Annotated in this window: 21 protein-coding genes and 5 pseudogenes; 8 read left to right on the top strand and 18 right to left on the bottom strand. The window is 62.2% G+C overall.

What is annotated here, in order from left to right; genetic code table 11:
* Positions 1 to 26 precede the first annotated feature (26 nt).
* From FJW08_RS18725 to FJW08_RS18670, 12 genes and pseudogenes are all read right to left on the bottom strand, one after another.
* Positions 27 to 467, bottom strand: a complete 441-nt coding sequence (locus tag FJW08_RS18725; protein WP_140811812.1) for a CopG family transcriptional regulator — start codon at positions 465 to 467, stop codon at positions 27 to 29.
* Positions 468 to 472: 5 nt separating this feature from the next.
* Positions 473 to 2,458: a conjugal transfer protein TraG gene (locus FJW08_RS18720; RefSeq protein WP_140811811.1), complete on the bottom strand. Its 1,986-nt coding sequence runs from the start codon at positions 2,456 to 2,458 to the stop codon at positions 473 to 475.
* Between the two features lie 23 nt (positions 2,459 to 2,481).
* Positions 2,482 to 4,222: pseudogene (locus FJW08_RS18715) on the bottom strand (DUF3363 domain-containing protein).
* Between the two features lie 243 nt (positions 4,223 to 4,465).
* Positions 4,466 to 5,161 carry a lytic transglycosylase domain-containing protein gene (locus FJW08_RS18710; RefSeq protein WP_246682426.1) on the bottom strand — a complete coding sequence of 232 codons (696 nt, stop codon included), beginning with the start codon at positions 5,159 to 5,161 and terminating at the stop codon, positions 4,466 to 4,468.
* A gap of 81 nt (positions 5,162 to 5,242) precedes the next feature.
* Positions 5,243 to 5,578 (bottom strand): DUF736 domain-containing protein, encoded by a 336-nt coding sequence (locus FJW08_RS18705; RefSeq protein WP_140765246.1) that lies wholly within the window; start codon positions 5,576 to 5,578, stop codon positions 5,243 to 5,245.
* Positions 5,579 to 5,646: 68 nt separating this feature from the next.
* A complete protein-coding gene (locus tag FJW08_RS18700; RefSeq protein ID WP_140811809.1) occupies positions 5,647 to 6,192 on the bottom strand; it encodes a S26 family signal peptidase in 546 nt (181 codons plus the stop codon).
* A complete protein-coding gene (locus tag FJW08_RS18695) occupies positions 6,189 to 6,707 on the bottom strand; it encodes a DUF2840 domain-containing protein (RefSeq protein ID WP_140811808.1) in 519 nt (172 codons plus the stop codon). The genes FJW08_RS18700 and FJW08_RS18695 overlap by 4 nt, the downstream gene beginning before the upstream one ends.
* A gap of 97 nt (positions 6,708 to 6,804) precedes the next feature.
* Positions 6,805 to 7,086 carry a helix-turn-helix domain-containing protein gene (locus FJW08_RS18690; RefSeq protein WP_140811807.1) on the bottom strand — a complete coding sequence of 94 codons (282 nt, stop codon included), beginning with the start codon at positions 7,084 to 7,086 and terminating at the stop codon, positions 6,805 to 6,807.
* A 129-nt stretch (positions 7,087 to 7,215) separates the two neighbouring features.
* On the bottom strand, positions 7,216 to 7,758 hold the full coding sequence (locus FJW08_RS18685) for a DUF2285 domain-containing protein (RefSeq protein WP_140811806.1): 543 nt from the start codon (positions 7,756 to 7,758) through the stop codon (positions 7,216 to 7,218).
* Positions 7,640 to 7,981, bottom strand: a complete 342-nt coding sequence (locus tag FJW08_RS32970) for a DUF6499 domain-containing protein (RefSeq protein ID WP_224616667.1) — start codon at positions 7,979 to 7,981, stop codon at positions 7,640 to 7,642. Before FJW08_RS32970 ends, FJW08_RS18685 begins: the two co-directional genes overlap by 119 nt.
* A gap of 140 nt (positions 7,982 to 8,121) precedes the next feature.
* Complete coding sequence (locus tag FJW08_RS18675; protein ID WP_181182966.1) at positions 8,122 to 8,382, bottom strand: DUF2285 domain-containing protein; 261 nt, start codon at positions 8,380 to 8,382, stop codon at positions 8,122 to 8,124.
* Positions 8,383 to 8,568: 186 nt separating this feature from the next.
* Complete coding sequence (locus FJW08_RS18670; RefSeq protein WP_140811804.1) at positions 8,569 to 8,895, bottom strand: DUF736 domain-containing protein; 327 nt, start codon at positions 8,893 to 8,895, stop codon at positions 8,569 to 8,571.
* On the opposite strand from FJW08_RS18670, the gene FJW08_RS32420 reads away from it, so the two are divergent.
* Entirely contained in the window at positions 8,894 to 9,043 is a 150-nt protein-coding gene (locus FJW08_RS32420) for a hypothetical protein (RefSeq protein ID WP_181178824.1), read from the top strand. The two genes, FJW08_RS18670 and FJW08_RS32420, sit on opposite strands and share 2 nt — an antisense overlap.
* Before the next feature lie 411 nt (positions 9,044 to 9,454).
* Here the strand turns inward: FJW08_RS32420 and FJW08_RS33370 are convergent.
* Together FJW08_RS33370 and FJW08_RS18655 are read right to left on the bottom strand one after the other, a co-directional pair.
* Positions 9,455 to 9,619, bottom strand: a pseudogene (locus tag FJW08_RS33370) (ornithine cyclodeaminase); the annotation flags it as partial.
* Positions 9,620 to 9,647: 28 nt separating this feature from the next.
* Positions 9,648 to 10,544: pseudogene (locus FJW08_RS18655) on the bottom strand (zincin-like metallopeptidase domain-containing protein); the annotation flags it as partial.
* Between the two features lie 688 nt (positions 10,545 to 11,232).
* Between FJW08_RS18655 and FJW08_RS32415 the strand changes: the two are divergent.
* The 5 genes from FJW08_RS32415 (at position 11,233) to FJW08_RS18630 (ending at position 14,638) form a co-directional block, all read left to right on the top strand.
* Positions 11,233 to 11,886, top strand: a complete 654-nt coding sequence (locus FJW08_RS32415; protein ID WP_181182965.1) for a hypothetical protein — start codon at positions 11,233 to 11,235, stop codon at positions 11,884 to 11,886.
* 1,079 nt (positions 11,887 to 12,965) lie between these two features.
* Positions 12,966 to 13,247, top strand: coding sequence for a hypothetical protein (locus FJW08_RS18645; RefSeq protein ID WP_140762970.1), 282 nt, complete (start codon positions 12,966 to 12,968; stop codon positions 13,245 to 13,247).
* Positions 13,248 to 13,495: 248 nt separating this feature from the next.
* Positions 13,496 to 13,714 (top strand): hypothetical protein, encoded by a 219-nt coding sequence (locus FJW08_RS18640; protein WP_181178760.1) that lies wholly within the window; start codon positions 13,496 to 13,498, stop codon positions 13,712 to 13,714.
* Between the two features lie 65 nt (positions 13,715 to 13,779).
* Positions 13,780 to 14,160, top strand: a complete 381-nt coding sequence (locus tag FJW08_RS18635; RefSeq protein ID WP_246682425.1) for a hypothetical protein — start codon at positions 13,780 to 13,782, stop codon at positions 14,158 to 14,160.
* Positions 14,161 to 14,374: 214 nt separating this feature from the next.
* On the top strand, positions 14,375 to 14,638 hold the full coding sequence (locus FJW08_RS18630) for a hypothetical protein (RefSeq protein ID WP_318013008.1): 264 nt from the start codon (positions 14,375 to 14,377) through the stop codon (positions 14,636 to 14,638).
* 28 nt (positions 14,639 to 14,666) lie between these two features.
* Here the strand turns inward: FJW08_RS18630 and FJW08_RS18625 are convergent, their stop codons facing one another.
* The 4 genes from FJW08_RS18625 to FJW08_RS18610 form a co-directional block, all read right to left on the bottom strand.
* Complete coding sequence (locus FJW08_RS18625; protein ID WP_140811802.1) at positions 14,667 to 16,286, bottom strand: ABC transporter ATP-binding protein; 1,620 nt, start codon at positions 16,284 to 16,286, stop codon at positions 14,667 to 14,669.
* 17 nt (positions 16,287 to 16,303) lie between these two features.
* Entirely contained in the window at positions 16,304 to 17,425 is a 1,122-nt protein-coding gene (locus FJW08_RS18620) for an ABC transporter permease subunit (RefSeq protein ID WP_140762982.1), read from the bottom strand.
* A complete protein-coding gene (locus FJW08_RS18615) occupies positions 17,418 to 18,341 on the bottom strand; it encodes an ABC transporter permease subunit (RefSeq protein ID WP_140762985.1) in 924 nt (307 codons plus the stop codon). Before FJW08_RS18615 ends, FJW08_RS18620 begins: the two co-directional genes overlap by 8 nt.
* Positions 18,342 to 18,504: 163 nt before the next feature.
* Entirely contained in the window at positions 18,505 to 20,097 is a 1,593-nt protein-coding gene (locus FJW08_RS18610) for a peptide ABC transporter substrate-binding protein (protein WP_140762988.1), read from the bottom strand.
* A 281-nt stretch (positions 20,098 to 20,378) separates the two neighbouring features.
* On the opposite strand from FJW08_RS18610, the pseudogene FJW08_RS18605 reads away from it, so the two are divergent.
* Both FJW08_RS18605 and FJW08_RS18600 read left to right on the top strand, forming a co-directional pair.
* Positions 20,379 to 20,825, top strand: a pseudogene (locus FJW08_RS18605) (TadE/TadG family type IV pilus assembly protein).
* Positions 20,826 to 22,579: pseudogene (locus FJW08_RS18600) on the top strand (hypothetical protein).
* Positions 22,580 to 22,604: the final 25 nt, after the last annotated feature.

The raw sequence follows: 22,604 nt of genomic DNA, 5'->3' as shown, positions 1-22,604 counted from the left end.
ATGATGACGAAGACACCCATCGCCCTTCATTGCATGCCATTATCGTCGATCGGATTGACGTCCTCCGAAATCTCCTGGCGCAGTTTCGGGCCCTTCGCCAGGCGCCTGCCCAAGGCCGTGACGAAGGCTTCGTAGCGTTCGGCCACCTTGGCGCGGGCCGCCTGGGCGGCGGGTTCCGGCAAGGCTGGCGTGGTCGCGAGCCAGAAGCGGACGAACACGGCGAGTGTCTCGACCGCGATGCCGATATCGCGCTCCTGCCGGGCGACCCGCCTGTCGACCTGGTCGAGGCGCTTGACGATCGCCGCCTCGCGACGCTCATCGGCATCCGGCGACAGGAATGACGCGATGGCGGCCTCCGCAATCATGGACTGGGACTGTTCACGCCGCGCCGCGTAGTCCGCAAGCATCCCCATGACCGCCTGATCGAGATAGACAGAGATCTGCACTTTCTTCTTTCGACTGGTCATGGCGCCTACAAATCCATGCCGTCATCGGGATCGAGCGAAACCTGCCGCGCCACGCCCTGCATGAGGCGAGCCAGGCGTCGATTGCGGACAGCTTCGTCTTCGTCGCTGTCGTCGGGCGGCTCGACCTCGAACTCATTGTCGATCGGAGCCATTTTTTCTACTGGACGCGAACGATTGAGTTCGGGTTGCAGTCGCCGCTCGGACTCCGTTGGATCTCCGTCGTCCTGCGGGGGCGTTCCTGCACTTTCGGCAACCTCTGTGCTGGTTGGGGCCGGCAATCGGGTCCAGTCGTCAAGATCGCCCTTTTCGGATCGGGCCAGTTCGGGTGGCGGCAAGACGCGGTCCCGAAAACGGGGATCTTCGTAGTAACGTGCCTTCTTCGCCCGGATCGGCGGAGTGCCCGCCACCATCACGATCTCGTCGGTCGGGGCAAGCTGCATGATCTCTCCAGGGGTCAGCAACTGGCGGGCCGTCTCCTGCCGCGACACCATGAGATGTCCGAGCCAGGGCGACAGCCGATGGCCGGCATAGTTCTTCATCGCCCGCATTTCGGTTGCCGTACCGAGCGCGTCGGACACACGCTTGGCTGTCCGTTCATCGTTGGTGGCAAAGCTCACACGAACATGGCAGTTGTCGAGGATCGAGTTGTTCGGGCCGTAGGCCTTCTCGATCTGGTTCAGCGACTGCGCGATGAGGAAGCTCTTCAGCCCGTAGCCTGCCATGAAGGCCAAGGCCGACTCGAAGAAGTCGAGGCGGCCAAGTGCCGGAAACTCGTCCAGCATGAGCAGCAACCGGTGACGGCTGGTCTTCGTATGCAGGTCCTCGGTCAGGCGACGCCCGATCTGGTTGAGGATAAGACGAATGAGCGGCTTGGTCCGATTGATGTCCGAGGGAGGCACGACAAGATAGAGCGTTGCCGGTTGTTTGCCGCCCACGATGTCGCTGATCCGCCAGTCGCAGCGCCGGGTCACCTCTGCCACGACAGGGTCACGGTAGAGACCGAGGAAGGACATCGCGGTGGAAAGCACGCCGGAGCGTTCGTTGTCGGATTTGTTGAGTAGTTCGCGCGCCGCACTCGCAATGACCGGATGTGGACCCGCCTCGCCGAGAGGCGTCTTCATCATTGCCGCCAGCGTAGTCTCAATCGGGCGTTTCGGATCAGAGAGGAAGGCGGCGACACCGGCCAGGGTCTTGTCCTTCTCGGCGTAAAGAACGTGAAGGATCGCGCCGACCAAAAGCGCGTGGCTGGTCTTTTCCCAGTGGTTGCGCTTCTCAAGGCTGCCTTCCGGATCAACCAGAATGTCGGCAATGTTCTGGACGTCGCGAACCTCCCATTCGCCGCGGCGAACTTCCAGGAGAGGATTGTAGGCCGACGATCTCGAATTGGTCGGATCGAAAAGCAGCACACGACCGTGCACGGCGCGGAAGCCGGCGGTGAGTTGCCAGTTCTCACCCTTGATGTCGTGGACGATCGCCGACCCCGGCCAGGTTAGCAGCGAAGGCACCACTAGGCCGACACCCTTCCCCGACCGGGTCGGAGCGAAGCACAGCACATGCTCGGGCCCATCGTGGCGGAGGTAGTGGCGGTCATAGCGCCCGAGCACCACCCCGTCGGCGCCGAGCAGCCCTGCAGTCTCCACCTCCTTCCTGTCCGCCCACCGCGCCGAACCATAGGTCTGGACATTCTTGGCTTCGCGTGCGCGCCACACCGACATGGCGATCGCGACAATGATCGAAAGGAAGCCGCCGGACACGGCAATCAACCCGCCTTCCACGAAGATGTCAGCGGCGTAGGCATCGTAGAAATACCACCACCAGAACAGAGCGGGTGGATAGTACACGGGCCAACCGGCGAGCTCGAACCAGGGCGGACCGAGTTGGGCCTGGAAGCCCAGCCTCCATGCCGTCCATTGCGTCGCCGTCCAGATCGTCAACAGCACTATCAAGCAGACAGTGAGTATCTGGCCCCAAAGGATTTTCGTGGCGGACATGGCAGGGTCCTTTCTTGGATGCGTTAGAGGCCGAGTCCCCTTTTGCGACCAAAGTTCCAGTCGATGCCGCCGTCATCGCGAGCGACACCGGAGACATGCTGGCCGAGATGCTTTTCGAGCGAGGGCGTCCACGGCACGAGCTGGAAGCCGAGGCCGTCGTCGAGCATGGCGAAGCGGCCCGAGGCCAGGACGATCCGCTGGCGATAGGCGCCCGCTACATAGTCACCGCCGGCGGCGCGATTGAAGGGCTGGCCGGTCTCGGCTGCAAGTTTCTCACCAACCCGTTCGAGTTCCCTGCGGCGCAGCGTCTCGATCAGGTCGCGGCTGAAAACGACGCGCCCGCCGAGACGTTTCGCAAAGCCTTCGCCGGCCAGGTAATCGGCCCGCTGTTCCATGGCTTGATGAACCTCGGCGCCGAAGCCGGCTGCGCTCAAGGCGGCAGGCTCGCGCGCGATGGCCTGGCGATCGAGCCAGGTTGCTCCTGTTGCCGTGATTTGTTCTTGCACACCAAGATCGGAGCGGACGGCGAGCGCGACCCGCCGCTGGCCTCTCGCATCCTCGAACGTGCGCAGTTCGACGATCGACCCCGGCGGCCCGTCGCCGGTTGCCTCCAGATCGCCAAGTCTGATGTGGTGCGTGCGTCCGTCAACGCTGTCGACCACGGCATAAGCAGTGCCGCTCAACTCGTCGTCGAGACCGCGATCGAGCAGCCTACCGACAATGGGTGTATCGAGGCTTTCGGCGGCCAAAACATAATTGCCCGAACCACGCTCGATCCCGCGCTCGGTCAACGCGCGATGCATTCGCTTTATGATGTCGCCGCGCTCGCCGAGCTCACGCAAAGTCGTCTCGGCCCGTTCGTCAATCACCCATTGGCCTGGCGCGAGCTGATCGGCAAGTCCAAGGGCTTGGAGCTTGCGCAGGCGGCCGATCTTCTGCACGTGATACTCGTCGGGTGGCCTATGAGCATATGGGGCAAGATCGATGAAGCCGGTGTGGGAAAGGTCGCGGAGCAGCTGCCGGTCAAGCTGGGTCCAGCGTTCGGCTTCGATCTGCCGCTGCAAATTGCGGCGGATGTCGAGATCGGAACGCGGCCCAAGTTCCTGCGTAACGAGATCGGCAGCGCGCGCGCGCATGCCTTCCTTGATATAGTCGCGTGAGATTACCAGATCCCGCCCGTCATCGGCGCGGCCACGCAAGATGACATGGATATGGGGATTGTCGGTGTTCCAGTGGTCTGCCGCGACCCAATCGAGCTTCGAGCCGAGATCCTTCTCCATCTGCCTCATCAGGTCGCGGCTGAAGGATTTGAGATCAGCCATTTCCGTGGCGTCCTCCGGCGAGACGATGAAGCGGAAATGGTGGCGATCGCCATCGCAGCGCTCGGCAAATTCCTTGACGTTCGCGTCATCGGTCTCGGGGCCGAACATGCGGGGCTGTTCCCTCTCACGGGTCACGCCCTCGCGCCGCAGCGTAGCTGAGATGCGCGGTCAGCGGCACGGAGCGTGCGGAGTGACGAACCACCCGGGTCTTGATGACTGTCACGCGCGAGCGGCCGGTCAACAAACGGTTGGCCTGGACGTTGGCGATCCGGCCTCGGCCGAAGCGAGATCGATTGCCAGGACTGATTTGACCGCTGCGGGAGATGCTTCCACCGGCCTTCTTCGCCGCAGCCAGTGCCTGTGCGATGAACGGTCTCGCAGCTTGACCGCGGTTGGAACGAATGCGTCCGGGTCGAATGCGAAGCTCGCGCTCATCGGCCATGCCGCTATCCTGCAACGTGGAAAAGAGGATGAGGATACAAAGTGTTGGGCGTTCGATGCACATTGCGCCGAACGGTCGCAATGTGCGCATGGCACTTGAAAATCCCCCAAAAACAACCGACCGGCCGGTGCACAATGTGCGGGCTTTTATCTTGCCATCCCTCGGTCGTGTTGCCTGCATCTTCCCTCCCCGCGCGCCATGGCACTCTGGAGCACAAAATGGTGCGAAGCGCGTTGAGGAAGCTCACTGCGCGGACCTTTCGCTCGCTTGCGGCGCGAACAGACCGGTCGATCGCGGCGTAGCGTCAGCCAATCCTTCTGTAGGCACAGCCTTCGAAGGATCATTGCGGGAACGCTCCAGCTGCATCGAACCATCGTCCGGCTTGCTGACAGGCTGCACGGCGAAGAGCGGAGCGTCCTTCCAGCCGTGCTGCGCTGTGGCTGCCGGACTGAGAGCTTTCGGTGCACCGTCGTTGAGTATGGCGGATGCAACGACGGCAACGTAAGCACGCGTCTCGCGAGGCAGCCACCTGCCCCGCAGCGACGCCTCGTAGCGGCCTGGGCCGGCATTATACGCAGCAATCCAGCCGGGCGATCCATAGCGATCAACCAACTCGCGGATATAGGCCGAGCCCGCGATGATGTTGTCGTGCGGATCGTAGTGATCGCGGCCAAGGCGATACCGTGCGCGCAGGTCGGACCAGGTGTTGGGCACAATCTGCATCAGACCCATGGCACCCTTGCGCGATGTGGCGCGTTGATCGCCGGCGCTCTCGGCGCCAAGCACGGCACGGATCCAGGCCGCTGGAAGGCGGAAGCGGCGCGCCGCTTCCGCTATGTGGGTCTCGTAGGGACCGCGCGCCGTCGACGTGGCGACTGGCGGGCTGTGCGCCGGTGCAATTGCGGGAACGACGCAGTTGAAGCAGAGCCCGGCAAGCACTAACAGAGCTGAACGTCGGATAGCGCGAGTCAACACAGGCGTTCGCAATTGGCTCGTCGGCCGACGGCGCGCCAACATCGCCTAGTCCTTCTCGACGCGGTCACGCAGACGCGACCACTGCAAAGACCAAGATTTTTTGTCAGCGCCGTTTTGGAACAGATAGGCGCGGATGGGCTGCGCGAAAGTCGGGTCGTCTATCTGCAGCGATATGAACTCTCCCGCCTTTTCGCTGGAGTGTTTCCAACCGGCGCCGATTGCGATGCCGTCTTCGCCACCGGCGTGCACACGATAGTCGGGCGCATTGTCTGTCTCGTTCGCTTCGGCCGCGACGATCGCAATCTCGAGGTTCAGGCTGAGCGTGCGGATTCGTCCCGAATACCCGGTCTGATGGCTGATGAACTCGCCGATCTGTGGCATTTCTTGTCTCCTGTCTTTGTTGTCGCGGCGACGATCAGACGGCACCGAGGGCACCGCCAGTGGCGCGCTCACCGCGCTGGCGCACGCCATTGGAAGCGGCCGTCGTTCTGCTCGTCCGTCCACAGCGGAACCGCGCGGCCGATGATGTGATCGGTGGGAAGGAGGCCGAAATAGCGTCCGTCGAAGCTGTCGCGGACATGGCTGTTCATCAGGAAAACGGCGCCGACGGGAATGCGCCGGCAGCCATGCCAATCCGGCAGATCGCGACCGGCGCGATCGCGTTTGAGCGCCATACCGACGTCGGTGCCATCGACTGAAATGACCAGCTCTTTCCGGCACACGGTTTGGCCTGAAACCGCAAGGATGTGCTTGATGAGCGGCACGCCCTTCGGCAAATAGCCACGGTCGGCAAGCAATGTTGCGAGCGGTTCGGGCGGCTCAACGGCAACGAGATCGTTCGCCGAAAGCGGCACCCCGCCTTCGATCATGTACAGGCCGATTGGCGTGCTGGCTGAAGCGTTCCAGATGAGCCTTGGCGACACCGCGGTGAACGCGGGACAGAGCATGGCCGTCGTCGCCAGCACCGTCGCGAGGAAGATTGCGGGCCGCGTCATGGCTGGACCCGCCGCCGGAGCAAGTGGGCGCGGTGAAGATCCAACGTATAGGCGCGTGGCTCCTGTCCCGCAGTCAATCGGTTGTGGACATGGCGCCAGTGATCAGTCGAGACCGCTTCCGGATCGATGCCGAGTTGCTCGATGCCATCGATCATCTGCAACACCCGCTCCACCCTGGGCCAGCCCTCAGACCTGAGCAGGATGTCGCCGCCAGGTCGCACGAAAGGCAGCGTCTGGTGTGCTTCGCCTTCGGCAACAGCGCGCACGATGTCGATGCGGGAAATGATCCTACCGAAGTCGTTCGCGGCCCAGCGAACGAAGGCAAAAACGGTGCCAGAATGAAACGAGACAATGCGCCGGTGGCGGTCGAGAATCTTCTCCTGGGCGACCGAACCGAAGCGGATCCAGTACTCGATCTTCTTCTTGACCCACGTCAATTCGACGTGGGTCAAGCCGTCTTCGTCGATCGCGCTGATCACCGATCGGCCTGAACGGAAGTCGACGACAGGGCCCATTTGGCTGTCTCCTGATTTCGCGGGGAAGAGCCGCGTGATGCGGTTGCTGAAGTGATGCCGGCGTGGTGGACCCGCGGCGCCTTCGCGCCGGCTCAGGTCAGCGCCCAAACCGTCCGGCAGGCGTTGGCGCCGCTGATGGATGGCGCTTGGCCGGAAGCACAGATCCGCGTGGGTCCGAAGTGGAGATCACCGCGCCGCGCTCAGCCCAGGCCTGGAGATCGTCCACGGCGTAGACGACACGGCCGCCGAGCTTGCGATAGCCAGGACCGGTGCCGTAAGTACGGTGTTTCTCAAGCATGCGGGACGACAGGCTGAGGAAGTCGGCAGCTTCCTTGGTGCGCAGAAAGCGCGGCGGCAAAACGGCTAGGTCTGGTCGCATGTATCGAGCCTCCGTAGGGTTTTGAGAACCGCTGGTGTTCAGCGGTGGGCGGCGACCACTGTGGCGGAAGGGCGGCTTCGCAGGGGATGGGGAAGATCGGGGGGCGCAATATTCCCACCCCCGAGAGCGCTAGGAGCGCTTGCGATGGCGCAGCAATTGCAGATAGCCGCCGGCGATCATGGCTTTTCCGCCCTTGACCAGACCGATCACGGCGCTGCGAAGCGACGAGGTTTTCCAGGGATTGGAGGCAACACGCCCCATCCCATAGAAAGCGCTCGCGATTTCACGATAGCTGGCGCCGTTCGTGCTACCGTCGGCGGCCCGCATCATCAAGCGCAGACGGCGCCTCTGCTGAACAGTCATTCGCGTATCGCGTGGCACAGGCCGCCTGCTATAGCCGCGCCAGAAACGGACCAGAGCCTCGACCCGCCCCAAGGTCTCGGAATCCAGCGGTATCAAAGCCGCGCGGGGACAACTCGCTTCGCCGCCTGGAAAGAGGAGAAGCTGTGTTGCGATGCAACTGTCATGGATGGCGTGCGACCCCTGCGGACTGTCATGGCGAGCACTGATCCCTGTGAGCGCCATGGGAGGGTCGGATGACAGGAAATCCGGTGAAGGCACCAGGGCCAGCACCGCGGGGTCGGCAAGAGGCGACCACAGAACGTCTTGCATCAATGCGGACAGGTCGGGGCGAGCTGCGAAATCGCAACCCCCAGCGTTTCTGCGCTTCTGTTGGAAACGGCTGCGTCTCTGCTCCCGAACGGGCCAGCGCCACGTAGAACCGTTGATACGAATTCCAACGGCGCAGACACTCCCAGGCCAGCCCTTCGACTGGTAAGCTGTCGAAGAAGTCGTAGCTGGTGTTGTCCCGCCAACGCGACGTATCCGGCTTCATCGTGCGGTCCTCATCAGGCTGCAAGTCGTGCCTGAATCGATTCCGGGCGATTGCGATTAGCGGAAGACTCTGGAGAGGCATCGCGTGATGCTTTTTCAGCATCACCCGGGCGACAATGTTCCCTAGGTGTCGGTGTTCCCTTAGGTGTCGGTCTTGCGCAGGAGATGGCGGTAGCCGGTTCTGGTCATCCAGCGCGCCCGCGCCAGATGGCTGTCATGAACCTGTCGCGCGCGCCGCGGCTCCTCTTTCGGATCGATCCCGAAGAGGATCCTGACCACCTCGCGCCAATCGGCGCCGTCGGAGTCGGCGTCAAACAAGCGCATGTAGAGCTTGATGTGGCGGCGATCGTAGTCGGTGAGTTCGTCGCCCGTTGGCGCGGTGTCGTCGAACGGCTCAATCATGATGTGCACTCCCCCACCGGCGAGACGTAAAACACAATTCTTACAGATGTCACTGTGGCTGCGGAGCCGCTACGAGAGCATCACACGATGCTATGCCGGCATCGCCGCCGCCCGGGTCTCCGCGGCTTTGATTTGGCGGGTGAGGTTCCGCCCGGACGGTCCGGGCGGAACCTCTGATGGGGGTCCCTATTCCGCGTTGCGGCGGCTTGGGCGGGACCAGATCAGGCTGAAGCCCTCACCGTCCTCGTCATTGAAGAGGTTGGCGAAGATCGGGGCGGTGAAGCTCGGATCGTCGAGCTTGAGGCCGAGATAGTCGCGGCCCTCGTTGGACTGCTTGGACCAGGCGGCGCCTATCTCGGCACGGCCGACGAAGACGCGGTGGCTGGGGGCGTTTTCGCCGTTGGCGCGGGTTTCGGGGACAATGCGGACGCCTCGGGCCTGGACGCTGAGGGTGATGATTTCGCCGGTGAACTCGTTGTTGCCGGACTTCTTGAAGGTGCCGATGGTAGCCATGATAGTTCTCCTTGATCCTGTCTGCTTCGAGCCGCACCATTGCGGTCTCGATGGTGGTCGCAAGGCCGAAGGCGATCGCCGGCGCACCAAGGGCCGAAGCGAAGCGGAGGACGGCACGGGAGCGACTTTGTTGTTGCGCGAGGAATGACGGCGCAGCCGGCAGGGGAAGAAAGTCGCGATGTGCCGTTGCGTCACAGGCGACCGAGGCGAAGCCGTCCTTCAGACCAGAAACACCAATCGAAGAGACCGCTATCGGTGTTGCTCGTAACGACAGGATTGGGCGAGGAGATAAGGCTGCCTTGGGTCCGACTTCAGAGAGAAAGCCACGTGAGCGCAATCGGCATCAACCACGGGAAGCTTCCACGCCTCCTAGTCGGATTTGCCAGTGACGCGCCGAGCGCCTCGCCGCAATCTCTGCGATCTCGTCGCCCGTTGCGATCAAGCCGCTCTTTGACCAAGCGGGCATTAGGAGATGACGATGGGCGGCTTGAGCGGCAATAAATCGACGAAGCTGGCCCTACCACCGAGCGAGCGATTGACCTTGCCTATAGGACGCTGCTCAAGCCGCCGGCTGCATCGCTGCTCTGAGCAGCATGCCGAACAGGTCGCGCGGCTCGTCGGGATCGGCGAGCAGGTCGAACTCCTCGTAGAGGCCGGTCGCCTGGAACTGGTCGCGGACATAGCGCAGCGCCGAAAAATCCTCGGTGGCGAAGCCGACGGAATCTCGGCAGCACGGTATCCTCGGTCAAATGGCCGAGAAGCCAGTCGGCCGCCTTGCTGGCCTGGCTGGCGGCGCGCACGATGGCGCGATTGTCTTCGCGCAGCACCTCGAGCCAGGAGCCGATGTAGTCAGCATGCCGTACCGTGGGCACGATGCCGAGCGCGGCGCAGCAGAAAGCTGCGTTGATCTCGGCAACGAGTTCCTCGAACGCATATTTCTTCGTCCCAAAGGAGCCGGAGAAATCGCGGGCGAGGCGTGAGGCATGACCTGTGGCATGACCAAGCTCATGCAGCGCTGTGCGATGCCAGTTGATCGGCTCGAAATAGGCTTGCGGGGGCGGCACCTGAACGTAGTCTCTTGCCGGCACATAAAAGGCATTGTTCCCGCCGATACGGAATTCGATGCCGGTGCCTTTGATCAGCGCCTTGAGCCGAGGCTCGATCAATCCGGCGTCCGGGAGTGGCGGCAAAACTTCCACTTCCTCGGACAAACCTTCACATTGCTCGATGTTGAAGACAGTGAAGCGCCTGAGGAATGGAACCGCCCTGGCATCCTCGCCGGTCTCGCCAGCGCGCTTCTTCTCATCGTTCGGGATAAAGCGATCCGCATAGACGATAGTGGTGCCATGCTCGCCTTTCCGGACATTCCCACCGAGCACTTGTGCCTGTCGGAAGGTCAGCCAGCTTTGCGTCCGATAGGCGCGCTCGATGACGGCGCCCCAGAGGATGAGCACGTTGATCCCACTATAGGCTCTGCCGGTGCTGGCGTTCTTCGGCAAACACAGCGGCGCCTTCGCGGCGGCGGTCCCCCACGGCTGGACCCAAGGGAAACGACCTGCCTCCAACTCGGCGATAATCTTGTTGGTGATGTCGTCATAGAGGTTGGTCCGGTCGGCAACGACGCGGGCTCGATTGCTTTGATAGGACATCGCGGTTCTCCGCGACGGGCGTCGGAGGCCTCTCCTCCGGCTCTCTACCCGTCACGAAAAAACCGCTCGCACTCTCACTCTCGATTTTCGAAGATCGGGAATCCCCAGCAGGAGGGGAGCCCACCCCGAGGCACCTCATGAGGCCGGAGGCCTGAGTGCCGGCACTCGTCGCATCGCGAGACTGCCCGCACATCATGGTGGATCCCGCCGTTTTTAACGCCAGAGGGTCCCAATCACCGCACGAGCGATTTGATCCCGTTCACAGATCGCTCTCATGCCCTTACATTTCCGGTCAGATAATCGCCTCGCGGTGAGAAGTCGTCTCGGACCGGTCCCTTCGCCAAAGGGTCGAGAGCGATTGTCCAATGGTCGGGGTCGACTGCCGGCCAGATCGCGCGATCGAGCGGCTTACTGATCGGTGTCGGATCCATCGCAGAGGCATAGTCCTCAACAGTTGCGCGCAGCTTAATTCTTCTGCGCGTGCGGAAAGGCAAGCCATGACGATCCAAGAGCAGTTGGACGACGACACGCCGCTACGGCTCAACATAGCTGCCGATATCGCCTTTCCGGACGGCTCTATGGGGGCGGCAGGTCTGCGAAAAGAACGAGATGCTGGCCGTCTTCAGACAGAGTTGATCGCAGGCAAGGAATACGTCACTTTGGCGGCGATCGCAAAAATGAGAGAGCTATGCCGCGGACGTCGAAAGGGGCGCGCCTCGTCTGGCGTGCCGAAAGCAGAAGGGCGGACGGAAAGCTGCGCAACGCAGCCGGCTGGTTCATCCGCGATGGCGCAACCTTCATCAGCGCTTGTGGCGGCACTGGCGACCGCGAACGCGCTGAAAAGCGGCTCGCCAGTCACATCACGGAAAAATATCGGCCGGCCCGCGAGCGCGGTCGTGATCCCGCCACGGTCCCGGTAGCTGACGCCGTAAGTGTATACCTTACCGACGTCGCGCCGTCGCACGCCAAGCCGAAAGAAACCGCCGACCGGCTGATCGTTGTGCTAACGTGGTTTGGCGACACAAAAATCGGTGACATCGATGGCAAGATGTGCCGCGATTACGCCAAGGCACACGGCAACGGCGCTGCCGCCAGGCGTCAGCTGGAGGATTTGAGAGCGGCGCTGAACAATTATCATCGGGAGGGCTATGTAAGTTCTGCGCCAGCAATTGTGCTGCCCGCGAAAGCAGCACCGCGCGACCGCTGGCTGACCCGTGACGAGGCAGCCGCCCTGCTTCGCGCCGCGTGGCGCATGCGCCAGTCGTGGAAGGGAAGGCCAAGCGATCGTCGCACCGCACGCCACGTCGCGCGCTTCATCCTGGTCGCTCTCACCGCACGGTAGCGTCCGGTGCGTCTTCCGCACCGATATCACCCCGCACGTGTTCCGCCACACGGCGGCTACCTGGCTAATGCAGCAGGGTTCCGACCCCTGGGCGGCGGCCGGATACCTCGGCATGAGCGTTCAAGTGCTCATTCAGACTTATGGCCATCATCACCCCGATTTTCAGGCCCAAGCCGCCGAGGCAATCGTCTCCAAGTCGCGGTTGCGAAACCTGCCCAAAACCACAGGCAGAATGCTCACAGCACAGAAGGAGAACGTTTCCGCCTACCCCACAGTTACCCCACAGATATACCGGAAATAAACGTGAACATTGGCCTTCGGACGCCATCAGAAATGGCGGAAATCCGGGCTTTTGCTGGTCAACCCGCCCGTTCGGGACGAGGGGGTCGCAGGTTCAAATCCTGCCACTCCGACCAGAAAATACAATGTGTTAGCGCATCCCGACTGGCGCCACCCTAGATTCACCTGAGATAGAGCTCTGGTCCGGGCTGATGCCTGTTCCTTCGGGACAGGAAACGGACACGAAATCCCTTTCCTCTCACGACGCATGGGCAACGAAGTTCCTCCCATCGTGCCGGTCAATCCGCGGGGGCGTTCGCTGTCACTGATCACACTCCGACGGGGCGCGCGGTGTGCGTCGTCGCCTAGCGGAGGCCGAAAAAGCTCAATATCGCTATCACGATGACCACCGCTCCCACGAGCCAAATTATATTGTTCATGATCTCTCTCCTGTTGCTCGATGAGCCCGCGCCTCTGGCCGAGGACGCGGGCCGATCAGCCTTTGCCTGCTGATCTTCAGCGGACCTCAAACCGTGATGCCTGCTGTCGAGATAAAACCATTAGTTTTACCTAATGTTCCGCCGCTGACAGGATTTCGAAATGGCGCGATCATCCCTGAGCTAGGAACCGCAGGAGTCTACCGCCGAATATTGCGATTTTTCTCCAGGTCTGGTCGCGCGATGCGATGGCCGGCCCTTCGCGTTGCCCCAGGTCCCGGTTGTCCCGCGAAACCCGGAACCAAAGAGATCAGCAGCAGTTGTATCCAACGAAGGGCTAATCAAGGCATTGGAGAAATTGCAATGAAAACAATGATCATTTGCGCTTTGGCGCTTTCGGTGGGATTGCCCACCCTGGCTTCGGCCGCCGAGGCTGACGTTGTCATCAGGACCCATCATCGACATCATAACCACGTCAGGATCATCAATGAGGAGGGCCAGCGGCTCCATCACCGTCACCACGGAACCATCGCCTTCTACGACCAGGGGCGTAGGCATCATCGTCGAGATACCGTCGTTGTCACCGGCTCCGTCTCCACTCACCGCCACCATCGTCCGGTGGTAATGGAAAACGGCGGTTACTGATCGCCGCCTGGTGGCTCGGCTCTCGATCAAGCCTGGCCACCAGACGACTTTTCCCTGGCACGCTACACGCGCACGCTTCATGCGCGGTCCGGGCTCCGCGCCGGCAAGCACCTTGCGTCTTGCTGCAAGACTTAAGTCCCTCGTCCCACCAGACCGAAGCCCATCCCTGGAACGTTTGCTCGCGCCCCAAGTTCGGTTGATTGGGCGCGAGGGCCATCAAAACGAAGCGGAAATGGATGACCACCACAATCTCGAATCGTGACAACGCAAGATCCGATGCCTTGCAGCTGCGAGTGGCAGATCTCAGGAGCAGGATGCGCGACGCGCGCATCACCGAGGGCGAAATCCAGACCTTCCAAAAGGTCGCGGCCGTAATGGAGGACGGTCAGGGCCGGATCGATGGCGACGATCTGATCGCCGCATCCTTCGTCATCGACGTGCTGACGGACACGACACGCCCTGAATGACCATGCCAACAATCAGCAGGCTTTTTGACTCCCATTCCGAAGCAGCCCGGATCGCCGGCAACCTTTTGGCGGCCGGGGTTCCTCGCGTACAGATCGTCATCATCGGGCCCTACCACGACGAAATCCGTGTCCTGAAGTCTCCCGCCGTCATGCTTGGCGCTGCCGCCGGGCTGCTGGCATGCCTGGCCGCTTTTGCTGTCCACGGCATCAATCCTTTTACGACCGGCCTGTCGGCGATAGCCCTGACAGGCACGTTCTGCGGCTGCGTCCTCGGCGGGTTGCTCGGAGCCTGGCTCGCGGCCGCCGGAAGGCCTGAGCGTCGAAGCGTCGGCGAAGGGATTGTGCTGGTGACGGCCCATGTCGACGAGAACGCGACCGATATTGCCCAAATGGTGCTCGGCGGCGGTTGTGTCCCCGTGAACGGATTGGCCGCCGAAGCAGCATAATAATTTCGATGACATTGAATAGAATAGACGGCCGAGCGCGAGCACTGGCCGGCCGTTCAAACTTTGACGAAATGGGCATCGGCCCTAGTTTGATCGATGAATATGAGGGAGCCGGTAAAACGGCGAACCGGACGCGGACATGAATTTGATCTCGACGACAGGGTCGGCACCGGTTCTTCTGGCTGCGATGTCTCTTGTTGCCGGATGCTCATCGATGGGCAGGGCGGCCGATCCGGCCAAATACGAGAGCATGACCTGCACGGAGCTCAACAGCGCCGTGGGAAGCAACGCGAGCGACATCTCGCAAGCCGCGATCACCCGCGGCAAGGTCGCCAACACCAGCGTGCCGCGTTGGCTGCTTGGCGGAACGAGCGTGAAGATGGCGGTCGCCAATCGTGAAACGGCCAGGATCGACCAGTTGAAGCGACAGCAGGATGCCGCTGTCGCCGTACGCGCACGCAAGTGCGCGGCCGGCTGAGCGAACAGGCCTCACCTACAGTGGCTTATCACGCGCTCAACCGGAATCGCGTGACGTCGATCGCGGCATTCATCAGCGTCTGCGTATAAGGCGCTTGCGGGTTGCTGAAGATGGCCTCGGTCGGCCCCTCCTCGACGATCTTGCCTTGCTTCATGACGATGATGTAATCGGCCATGGCGCGCACCACCGCCAGGTCGTGGCTGATGAACAGGTAAGACAGTTCGTGGTCGGCCTGAAGCTTGCGCAGCAGTTCCACGATCTGTTTCTGCACCGAGCGGTCGAGCGCCGAGGTCGGCTCGTCCAGCACCACCATCTTCGGCTTCAGGATCATGGCGCGGGCAATGGCGATGCGTTGCCGTTGTCCGCCGGAAAATTCGTGCGGGTAGCGGTTGCGGGCGTTGGGGTCGAGCCCGACTTCGCGCAGGGCCTCGACCGCACGCTGGTCGCGCTGCTTTCCCGAAAGGTTCGGCTCATGCACCAGCAGCCCTTCGGTGATGACCTGGCCGACGGTCATGCGTGGCGACAGCGAACCGAAGGGATCCTGGAAGACGAGCTGCATCTGGCGCCGCAGCGGCCGCATCTGCTGCCGGTCGGCCGTGGAAATGTCGCGATCGCCGAACCGAATGAGCCCATCGCTCGGCAACAGCCGCAGCAAGGCGCGGCCGAGCGTCGATTTGCCCGAGCCGGATTCGCCGACGATGCCGATGGTCTGGTTGCGTTGCAACCGGATCGAGATGTGATCGACCGCACGCAGCATCAGCGGTTCACCGGCGAGAAACCCGCCGCCGATCCTGAATGTGACTTCGACATTCCTGCCTTCGAGCACCACGGGCGCGTTGGCTGGCGGAGGCGCCTTGGTTCCCGTCGGCTCGGCCGCCAGCAGCATCTTGGTGTAGGCATGCTGGGGGTTGGCGAAGATCGCTTCCGCCTCGCCTTCCTCGACGACCTCGCCCTGGCGCATGACGTAGACCCGGTCGGCGAAGCGCCGAACGATGCCAAGATCGTGGGTGATGAAGACGATCGCCATGCCGAGCTTGCGCTGCAGCTCGGCCAGAAGCATCAGGATCTGTGCCTGGATGGTCACGTCGAGCGCCGTCGTCGGCTCGTCGGCGATCAGGATGTCGGGGTCGTTGGCGAGAGCCATGGCGATCATCACGCGCTGGCGCTGGCCGCCGGACATCTCGTGCGGATAGGATTTCATCCGCCGTTCCGGATCGGGAATATGGACGAGCCGCAGCAGCTTGAGCGCCTCTTCATGCGCCTCTGTGGCGCTCAGGCCCCGATGCCGGCGGATCGGCTCGATCAGCTGGTTGCCGATCGAATAGAGCGGATCGAGCGAGGTCATCGGTTCCTGGAAGATCATGCTGATCTTGCGGCCGCGGACCTTATTCAGCTCGGATTTGCTCATTGTGAGCAAGTTTCGGCCGCGATAGTCGACATGGCCCGACGCTTCGCCGTTGGAGGCCAGCAGGCTCATCGCCGCCATCATCGTCTGGCTCTTGCCGGAGCCGGATTCGCCGACGACGGCAACGGTTTCGCCCGCGTTGACGTGGATGTTGATGCCCTTCACCGCCTCGACCGCGCCATCGAGCGTGCGGAAGCGGACGCGCAGGTCCTTGACGCTGAGGATCGTTTCGGGAGTGGCCATGTCAGCGATCCCCATCTTTATCGATCCCTCGGGTCGAGTGCGTCGCGCAGGCCGTCGCCGACGAAGTTCAGGGCGAACAGCGTCGAGACGAGGAAGAAGGCGGGAAACAGGAGCAGCCAGTTGGCAGTGCCGATGTTCTTGGCGCCGACCGAGATCAGCACGCCCCAGCTGGTCATCGGCTCCTGGATGCCGAGACCGAGGAACGACAGGAAACTTTCCAGGATGATGACCTGCGGCACCAGCAGCGTCATGTAGATCACCACGGGGCCAAGCAGGTTGGGGATGACATGGCGCAGCAGGATGCCGCGCTGGCCGATCCCCATGGCTTCCGCCGCCTGGACATATTCCTGCCGGCGAATCGACAGCGCCTGCCCGCGCACGATGCGCGCCATGTCCAGCCACAGCACCGCACCGACCGCCAGGAACATCAGCACGAAGTTGCGGCCGAAGAACACCACCAGCATGATGACGAAGAAGATGAACGGCAAGGAATAGAGCACATCGACGATGCGCATCATCACCTCGTCGACCTTGCCGCCGGAAAAGCCAGCGGCGGCGCCATAGATCACACCAATCACCACCGCCACGACGCCCGCGAGCAGGCCGATGGCAAGCGAGATGCGCCCGGCCATCAGCGTGCGCGACAAGAGATCGCGGCCGGTGTTGTCGGTTCCGAACAGGAAATACTGCTGCTTGACCGATGCGCTCATCGTCACTTCGAGGCCGTCCGGCGACTTGCTCTCGATCTTGGTGTCGTCGAAGGCATCGGACCGGTCGAGGTAGCGGATGTTGCGGTCGTCGATCGGCTTGGTCGACTTGACCGTGACGAAGACCTGATTGCCCTCCTGATGCCACTCCTTGATGTCGACCCGCATACGTTTGATCGCTTCGGTGAGCGCCGTCTCGATCATATCGGGCTTCGGGTAGGCCGACAGGCTTGGCGGCATGCGCACATAGTCGGCGTAGATGGTCGTGTATTGATGCGGCACGAACCAGGGGCCGAAGACGCTGACGAACCCGATCAGAACGAGGTAGTAGAGACTGAACATGGCGGCGCGGTTGGCCTTGAGGCGCGCCCAGGCATCGCCCCAAAGCGAACGACCAACGATGGCGGGAGCCGTGGCTGCGATGTCAGTCATAGCGCACCCTCGGGTCGACGACCGCGTACATGACGTCGACGATCAGGTTGAAGACGATGGTGAAAATGGCGATCACCACCACCGTTCCCATCACCAGCGTGTAATCGCGGTTGAGCGCAGCGTCGACGAAATAGCGGCCGACGCCCGGAATGGAGAAGATCGTCTCGACGATGACCGAGCCGGTCAGCAGTGCCGCCGCCGCCGGGCCGGTGAAGGACACGATCGGCAGGATGGCGCCGCGCAGCGCGTGCTTGACCACCACCGACCAGTCGGAGAGGCCGAGCGCGCGGGCCGTTCGGATATGATGGGATCGCAGCGATTCGATCATCGAGCCGCGCATCAGGCGGGCAACGATGGCGATCTGCGGCAAAGCAAGCGTCAGCACCGGACCGATCTTGTTGATGAAGGCGCCGTCGCCCCATCCCCCGATCGGCAACAGCCTCCAGGTCAGCCCGAAGACGAGTTGGATCACCGGCGCGATAACGAAGGTGGGGATGGTGCTGCCAGCGGTCGCCAGGGCGATCACCGTATAGTCGCCAAGCTTGTTCTGGTTGAGCGCGGCAATGGTGCCGAGCACGCTGCCGAGCAGCAGCGCCAGGATCAGCGCCGAGGAGCCGAGTTGGACGGAAATGGGCAGGCCCTTGGCAAACAGTTCGGTGACGGTGAAGTCCGGCATGTTGTAGCTCGGGCCGAAATTGCCGCGTAAGAGATTGCCGAGATAGTGGACATATTGCAGCCAGAGCGGATCGTTGAGGCCGAACTGGGCTTCAAGATTGGCCTTGATCTCGGGGCTCAGACCCCGCTCCTGGTTGAACGGACCGCCTGGCGCGACGCGCATCAGGAAGAACGCCAGCGTCACGATGACGAACAGCGTCGGAATGGCGGTCAAAAGCCGCCGGAATACGTATCGCAGCATCGGTGCCCCGCTTGATCCGGAGCACGCCCGTCCACTCGGACGATTGCGCTCCAGCCTTCAAATCTCGCACCGAACCTTCCGAAAATCGATTCCGCTTCCCGGGCCGATGCGATGGCAAACCAGCGCCGCCGCGCATTCGGTTGCGCGGCGGCTTGGCCAGGGATCAGTCCTTGCTGATGAAGCGTGACGGATGCACGTCCATGACATTGTCGACGAAGCCATGCAGCTTCGAGGAAACGATGTCGTGGTAGCTGTAGTAGAGAAGCGGGATCTGGCCGACATCGTCGATGAGGATGCGCTCAGCCTCGGCGAGGTCCTTCATGCGCTCTTCTGGCTTGCCGCCGGCGGCCGCGGCCTTGTCCATTGCCGCTTCGTATGCGGGGCTGTTGTAGTTCGAATAGTTGTTGCCGCTGGCCTTGCGTGTGATGCCGAGGAAGGTTTCCGGATCCTTGTAGTCAGCAATCCAGGCGGCACGCGCCACGTCATAGTCGCCCTTCTGCTCGAGGAAGGAGTAGTGGGTCTTGGTGTCGGTGTTGAGCAGCGTGACGTCGACGCCAAGCGGCTTCAATTGCTCCTGGATCGCCACTGCCGTGTTCTTGTGGTTTTCCGAGGTGTTGTAGCGGATCTCCATCTTCAGCGGATGCTCGGGCGTGTAGCCAAGCTTCTCGAAGATCTTCTTGGCTGCGTCCTCGCGGTCGATCTGGGGCATGTCGGCGTATTTGGCCATTGCGGGCGTGTAGCCCTCGATGCCGGGGGGCACCATCGAATAGCCGGGCAGCATCGAGTTCTGCCAGACCTTTTCGGCGATGAAGTCACGGTCGATCGCCATCGAGATGGCATTGCGCAGTTCCGGATTGTTCCACGGCGCCTTGTCGGTCTTGATCGCATAATAGTAGGTGCCGAGATACGGCCCGACATGGATCTGGTCGCCGAACTTGGTCTTGAGGTCGGCGAGCTGTTCGGTCGGCAGATCGTCATAGCTGTCGAGTTCGCCGGCCTCGAAGCGCTTCATCGCCGATGAACGATCCTCGGTCGGGATGTAGTTGACGACGTCGAACTTGACGGTCGCGGCGTCCCAGAATTTCGGATTCTTGACCAGTTTCATGTGGTCGTTGGGAACCCATTCGGCCAGCGTATAGGCGCCGTTCGAAACCAGATTGCCGGGCTTGATCCAGTCGGCGCCGAGCTTTTCAATCGAGGCCTTGCTGACCGGATAGGTCGCCTGATGGGTCAGCATCTCCAGGAAGTACGGCGTCGGCGCCTTCAGCGTCACTTCCAGGGTGTTGGCGTCGATCGCCTTGACGCCCATGTCCTCCGGCTTGCCCTTCTTGGTGTTGACGTCCTCCGCGCCCTTCACCGGATACAGCATCGAGGCGTATTCGGCGCCGGTCGCCGGATCCTCGAGCCGGTGGAAGGAGTAGACGAAGTCGTCCGCCGTCACCGGGCTGCCATCCGACCACATGCCGTCTTTGCGCAGCTTGAAGGTGTAGACCGTGCCGTCATCCGACACTGTCCAGCTTTCGGCGGCGCCCGGAATGAGATTGGCCTTCTCATCCTGCATGACCAGCCCCTGGAACAGGTCACGCAGCACGTTGGCTTCATAGACCGTCGAGGTCTTGTGTGGGTCGACCGACTCCGATTCAGCGGAGGTGCCCCTGTTATAGACGGTCTCCGCAAAGGCTGGCGTCAAGAACGTACCGGCAGCCAAGGTCATGGTCGTGGCGAATACCGTCGCCTTCAGCATGTTTTTCAGCATGAAGTTCTCCCTGTCGGCGCTGCCATCGGCGCGCCTTTACGTGTTGACGCCCCGGAACCGATGTCTGGTCCTTTGAGCGCGCCGCCGGTTCCCTCCGACGGCTGGTGGCAGGAGACTAGACAGGAGGTAAGCTCTTTTCAACCGAGTACTGATTGACCCTAAGTCAATCCTCATTATCGCAGAAGCAACGGCTAAATTAGAGAGGCGTTTCAATCGAGCGCATCCTTTGGTTGCACCCGGAGTTTCCGCTTTCTGCATGCGAACTTGAGCATGCTGGTGCCATGGTTCACAACCTCATTTCCAGGGTCCGAAGGCGCGAGTTCCGAACAGACGATTCGGGAACTTCAGCGGTCGAGTTCGCCCTGCTGTCACCGCTTTTCATCCTTATTTTGCTCGGAATGGTTGCATACGGCATCTATTTTGGCGCCGCTAACTCGATCCAGCAAATTGCAGCCGACGCCGCCCGGACGGCCATTGCCGGGGTGAACCAGACCGAGCGGCAGACGCTCGTGGCCAGCTATCTCGCCAACAACGCTGGCGGCTACCCCTTCGTGGACGCCAGCAAACTGACCTACCAGGCCAATGACAGCGTGGCCGACGGAAGCCAATTCGTGGTGTCCGTCTCGTAGGATGCCCGCAACCTGCCGATCTGGAATCTGTTCCCGGGCATAGCCATGCCAGGGACGACCATCAACCGTCAGTCAACGATCAGGGTCGGGGGTATCTGAATGCTGCAGCGGGCGGGCAAGGGCATCGGCCGGCTTGCACGGTCGATGATGGGAGACAGGAAGGCGAACTTCGCCGTCATGACCGCATTGAGCGCGCCGGTAGCATTGGCGCTGGCAGCTGTGGCCATAGATGAAGCCTCCATCTACACCGAGCGCCGGGAAGCCCAGGCGATGGTCGACCTGGCGGCGATCACCGCCGCCTCGAACATCAACAACGTCAACACAGCGGTCGTCACCACGCTCACCGACAACGGCATGCCGGGCGTCGTCGTTCAAGGCTCGGGCCAGACCATCCCAGCAGCCGCCGGGAAGACGGTGGTGACGGTTACGCAGGGCCGATATGCGTCATCGACCGCCAATGTCGGCCAGCGCTTCCAGGCGGGCGTGACGCCTTACAATGCCGTCCGGGTCACCTTGGCGAAGATCCCCAAGCGCTACTTCGCAAGCTCGCTGATTCCCACTCCGGTCATCGGCACCCAAGCCACCGCCAGCATGACGCCGCAGGCGACATTCTCGGTCGGGTCGAGATTGCTCAGCGTCAATGGCGGCATCCTCAACGCACTTTTGAGCGGACTTCTCGGCGGCAACATCTCGCTCAGCGTCATGGATTACAACGGGCTGATCTCGGCCGATGTCAGCGTGCTTTCCTTCGTCAGTGCGCTCGGCACACAACTGAACATCACGGCCGGCACCTATTCCGACGTTCTGGCCTCGAAGGCGACCGTCGGCCAGATCGCCACGGCCATGGCCAATGTTCCTGGCCTCGGCAACACCGCCAAGGTCGCCCTGCAGACTATCGCCACCAAGTCGACCAGCACCGTCAAGATCCCGCTCAGCAGTCTTGTCGACCTTGGTTCCGTCGGCAGCCTGGGCCTTGGGCAACAGCCATCCGGCCTTGGCGTGGACGCAAGCGCCATGGGGATGCTGACGGCGGCCGTTCTCGCCAACGGCACCAACCAGGCCGCGGTCGATCTCGGCGCCACCATCCCGGGACTGCTCTCCACCAAGCTCAACGTCGCCATCGGGGAGCCGATGCAATCCTCGCCCTGGCTGGCGCTCGATGGTATCGGCACTGTCGTGCGGACCGCCCAGACCCGTATCAAACTGACGGCCTCCGTCGGTATCGGCACGCCCGGCCTGGCCGGCGGCATCAGCCTGCTCGCCGTCAATCTGCCGCTCAACGTGGAAGTCGCCTATGCCGAGGCCAAGCTGACCGACATCACGTGCCCGACAGGCCCGTCCAGCATCAGCGTTTCCATCGCCGCGCACCCCGGCATTGCCCAGTTGAACCTGGCCAACAGCAACAATCCCTCGGGCTTCGCCGATTTCAGCCGCCGCAGACCTTTACGAACGCGGACATCGCCGATGTTAAGCTGCTGTTGATGCCGTTGATTCAGGTGATGGGTTCGGCCGCGACCGCGATCACCAACAACAGCCCGCAGACCCTGACCTTCAACGCGACCGACATCGCCAACAAGACGGTGAAGACCGTTTCGACGCGAAACATCTCGCAGCCGCTCACCACGTCGCTGGTCAACAACCTGTCGCTTTCGGCCAATGTGCTTGGCCTTGGGATCGATGTGACTGCCCTGCTCGGAACTGTCAAACCGGCAGTGGTGGCCCTGCTCAACACTGTGACGGCGCCCGTCGACGACCTGCTCTACAATGTGTTGTCAGCCCTGGGCGTCGGTGTCGGCCAGGCCGACGTGCGCGTCACCGGTGCGACCTGCGGACGGGCAGTGCTCGTTCAGTAGGACCGCTTGGCCACAACCGAAGCGC

Source organism: Mesorhizobium sp. B3-2-1 (genome assembly GCF_006439515.1).
Classification (GTDB): domain Bacteria; phylum Pseudomonadota; class Alphaproteobacteria; order Rhizobiales; family Rhizobiaceae; genus Mesorhizobium.
This window is presented reverse-complemented; position numbering and strand designations above follow the sequence as displayed.

Bases quoted from the DNA above. Each gene is read 5' to 3' on its own strand.
- FJW08_RS18725 (WP_140811812.1), bottom strand. From the start codon at position 467: ATGACCAGTCGAAAGAAGAAAGTGCAGATCTCTGTCTATCTCGATCAG.
- FJW08_RS18720 (WP_140811811.1), bottom strand. From the start codon at position 2,458: ATGTCCGCCACGAAAATCCTTTGGGGCCAGATACTCACTGTCTGCTTG.
- FJW08_RS18705 (WP_140765246.1), bottom strand. From the start codon at position 5,578: ATGCCACAGATCGGCGAGTTCATCAGCCATCAGACCGGGTATTCGGGA.
- FJW08_RS18700 (WP_140811809.1), bottom strand. From the start codon at position 6,192: ATGACGCGGCCCGCAATCTTCCTCGCGACGGTGCTGGCGACGACGGCC.
- FJW08_RS18695 (WP_140811808.1), bottom strand. From the start codon at position 6,707: ATGGGCCCTGTCGTCGACTTCCGTTCAGGCCGATCGGTGATCAGCGCG.
- FJW08_RS18690 (WP_140811807.1), bottom strand. From the start codon at position 7,086: ATGCGACCAGACCTAGCCGTTTTGCCGCCGCGCTTTCTGCGCACCAAG.
- FJW08_RS18685 (WP_140811806.1), bottom strand. From the start codon at position 7,758: ATGCAAGACGTTCTGTGGTCGCCTCTTGCCGACCCCGCGGTGCTGGCC.
- FJW08_RS32970 (WP_224616667.1), bottom strand. From the start codon at position 7,981: ATGAAGCCGGATACGTCGCGTTGGCGGGACAACACCAGCTACGACTTC.
- FJW08_RS18675 (WP_181182966.1), bottom strand. From the start codon at position 8,382: ATGATTGAGCCGTTCGACGACACCGCGCCAACGGGCGACGAACTCACC.
- FJW08_RS32420 (WP_181178824.1), top strand. From the start codon at position 8,894: ATGATAGTTCTCCTTGATCCTGTCTGCTTCGAGCCGCACCATTGCGGT.
- FJW08_RS18670 (WP_140811804.1), bottom strand. From the start codon at position 8,895: ATGGCTACCATCGGCACCTTCAAGAAGTCCGGCAACAACGAGTTCACC.
- FJW08_RS32415 (WP_181182965.1), top strand. From the start codon at position 11,233: ATGCCGCGGACGTCGAAAGGGGCGCGCCTCGTCTGGCGTGCCGAAAGC.
- FJW08_RS18645 (WP_140762970.1), top strand. From the start codon at position 12,966: ATGAAAACAATGATCATTTGCGCTTTGGCGCTTTCGGTGGGATTGCCC.
- FJW08_RS18630 (WP_318013008.1), top strand. From the start codon at position 14,375: ATGGGCAGGGCGGCCGATCCGGCCAAATACGAGAGCATGACCTGCACG.
- FJW08_RS18625 (WP_140811802.1), bottom strand. From the start codon at position 16,286: ATGGCCACTCCCGAAACGATCCTCAGCGTCAAGGACCTGCGCGTCCGC.
- FJW08_RS18620 (WP_140762982.1), bottom strand. From the start codon at position 17,425: ATGACTGACATCGCAGCCACGGCTCCCGCCATCGTTGGTCGTTCGCTT.
- FJW08_RS18615 (WP_140762985.1), bottom strand. From the start codon at position 18,341: ATGCTGCGATACGTATTCCGGCGGCTTTTGACCGCCATTCCGACGCTG.
- FJW08_RS18610 (WP_140762988.1), bottom strand. From the start codon at position 20,097: ATGCTGAAAAACATGCTGAAGGCGACGGTATTCGCCACGACCATGACC.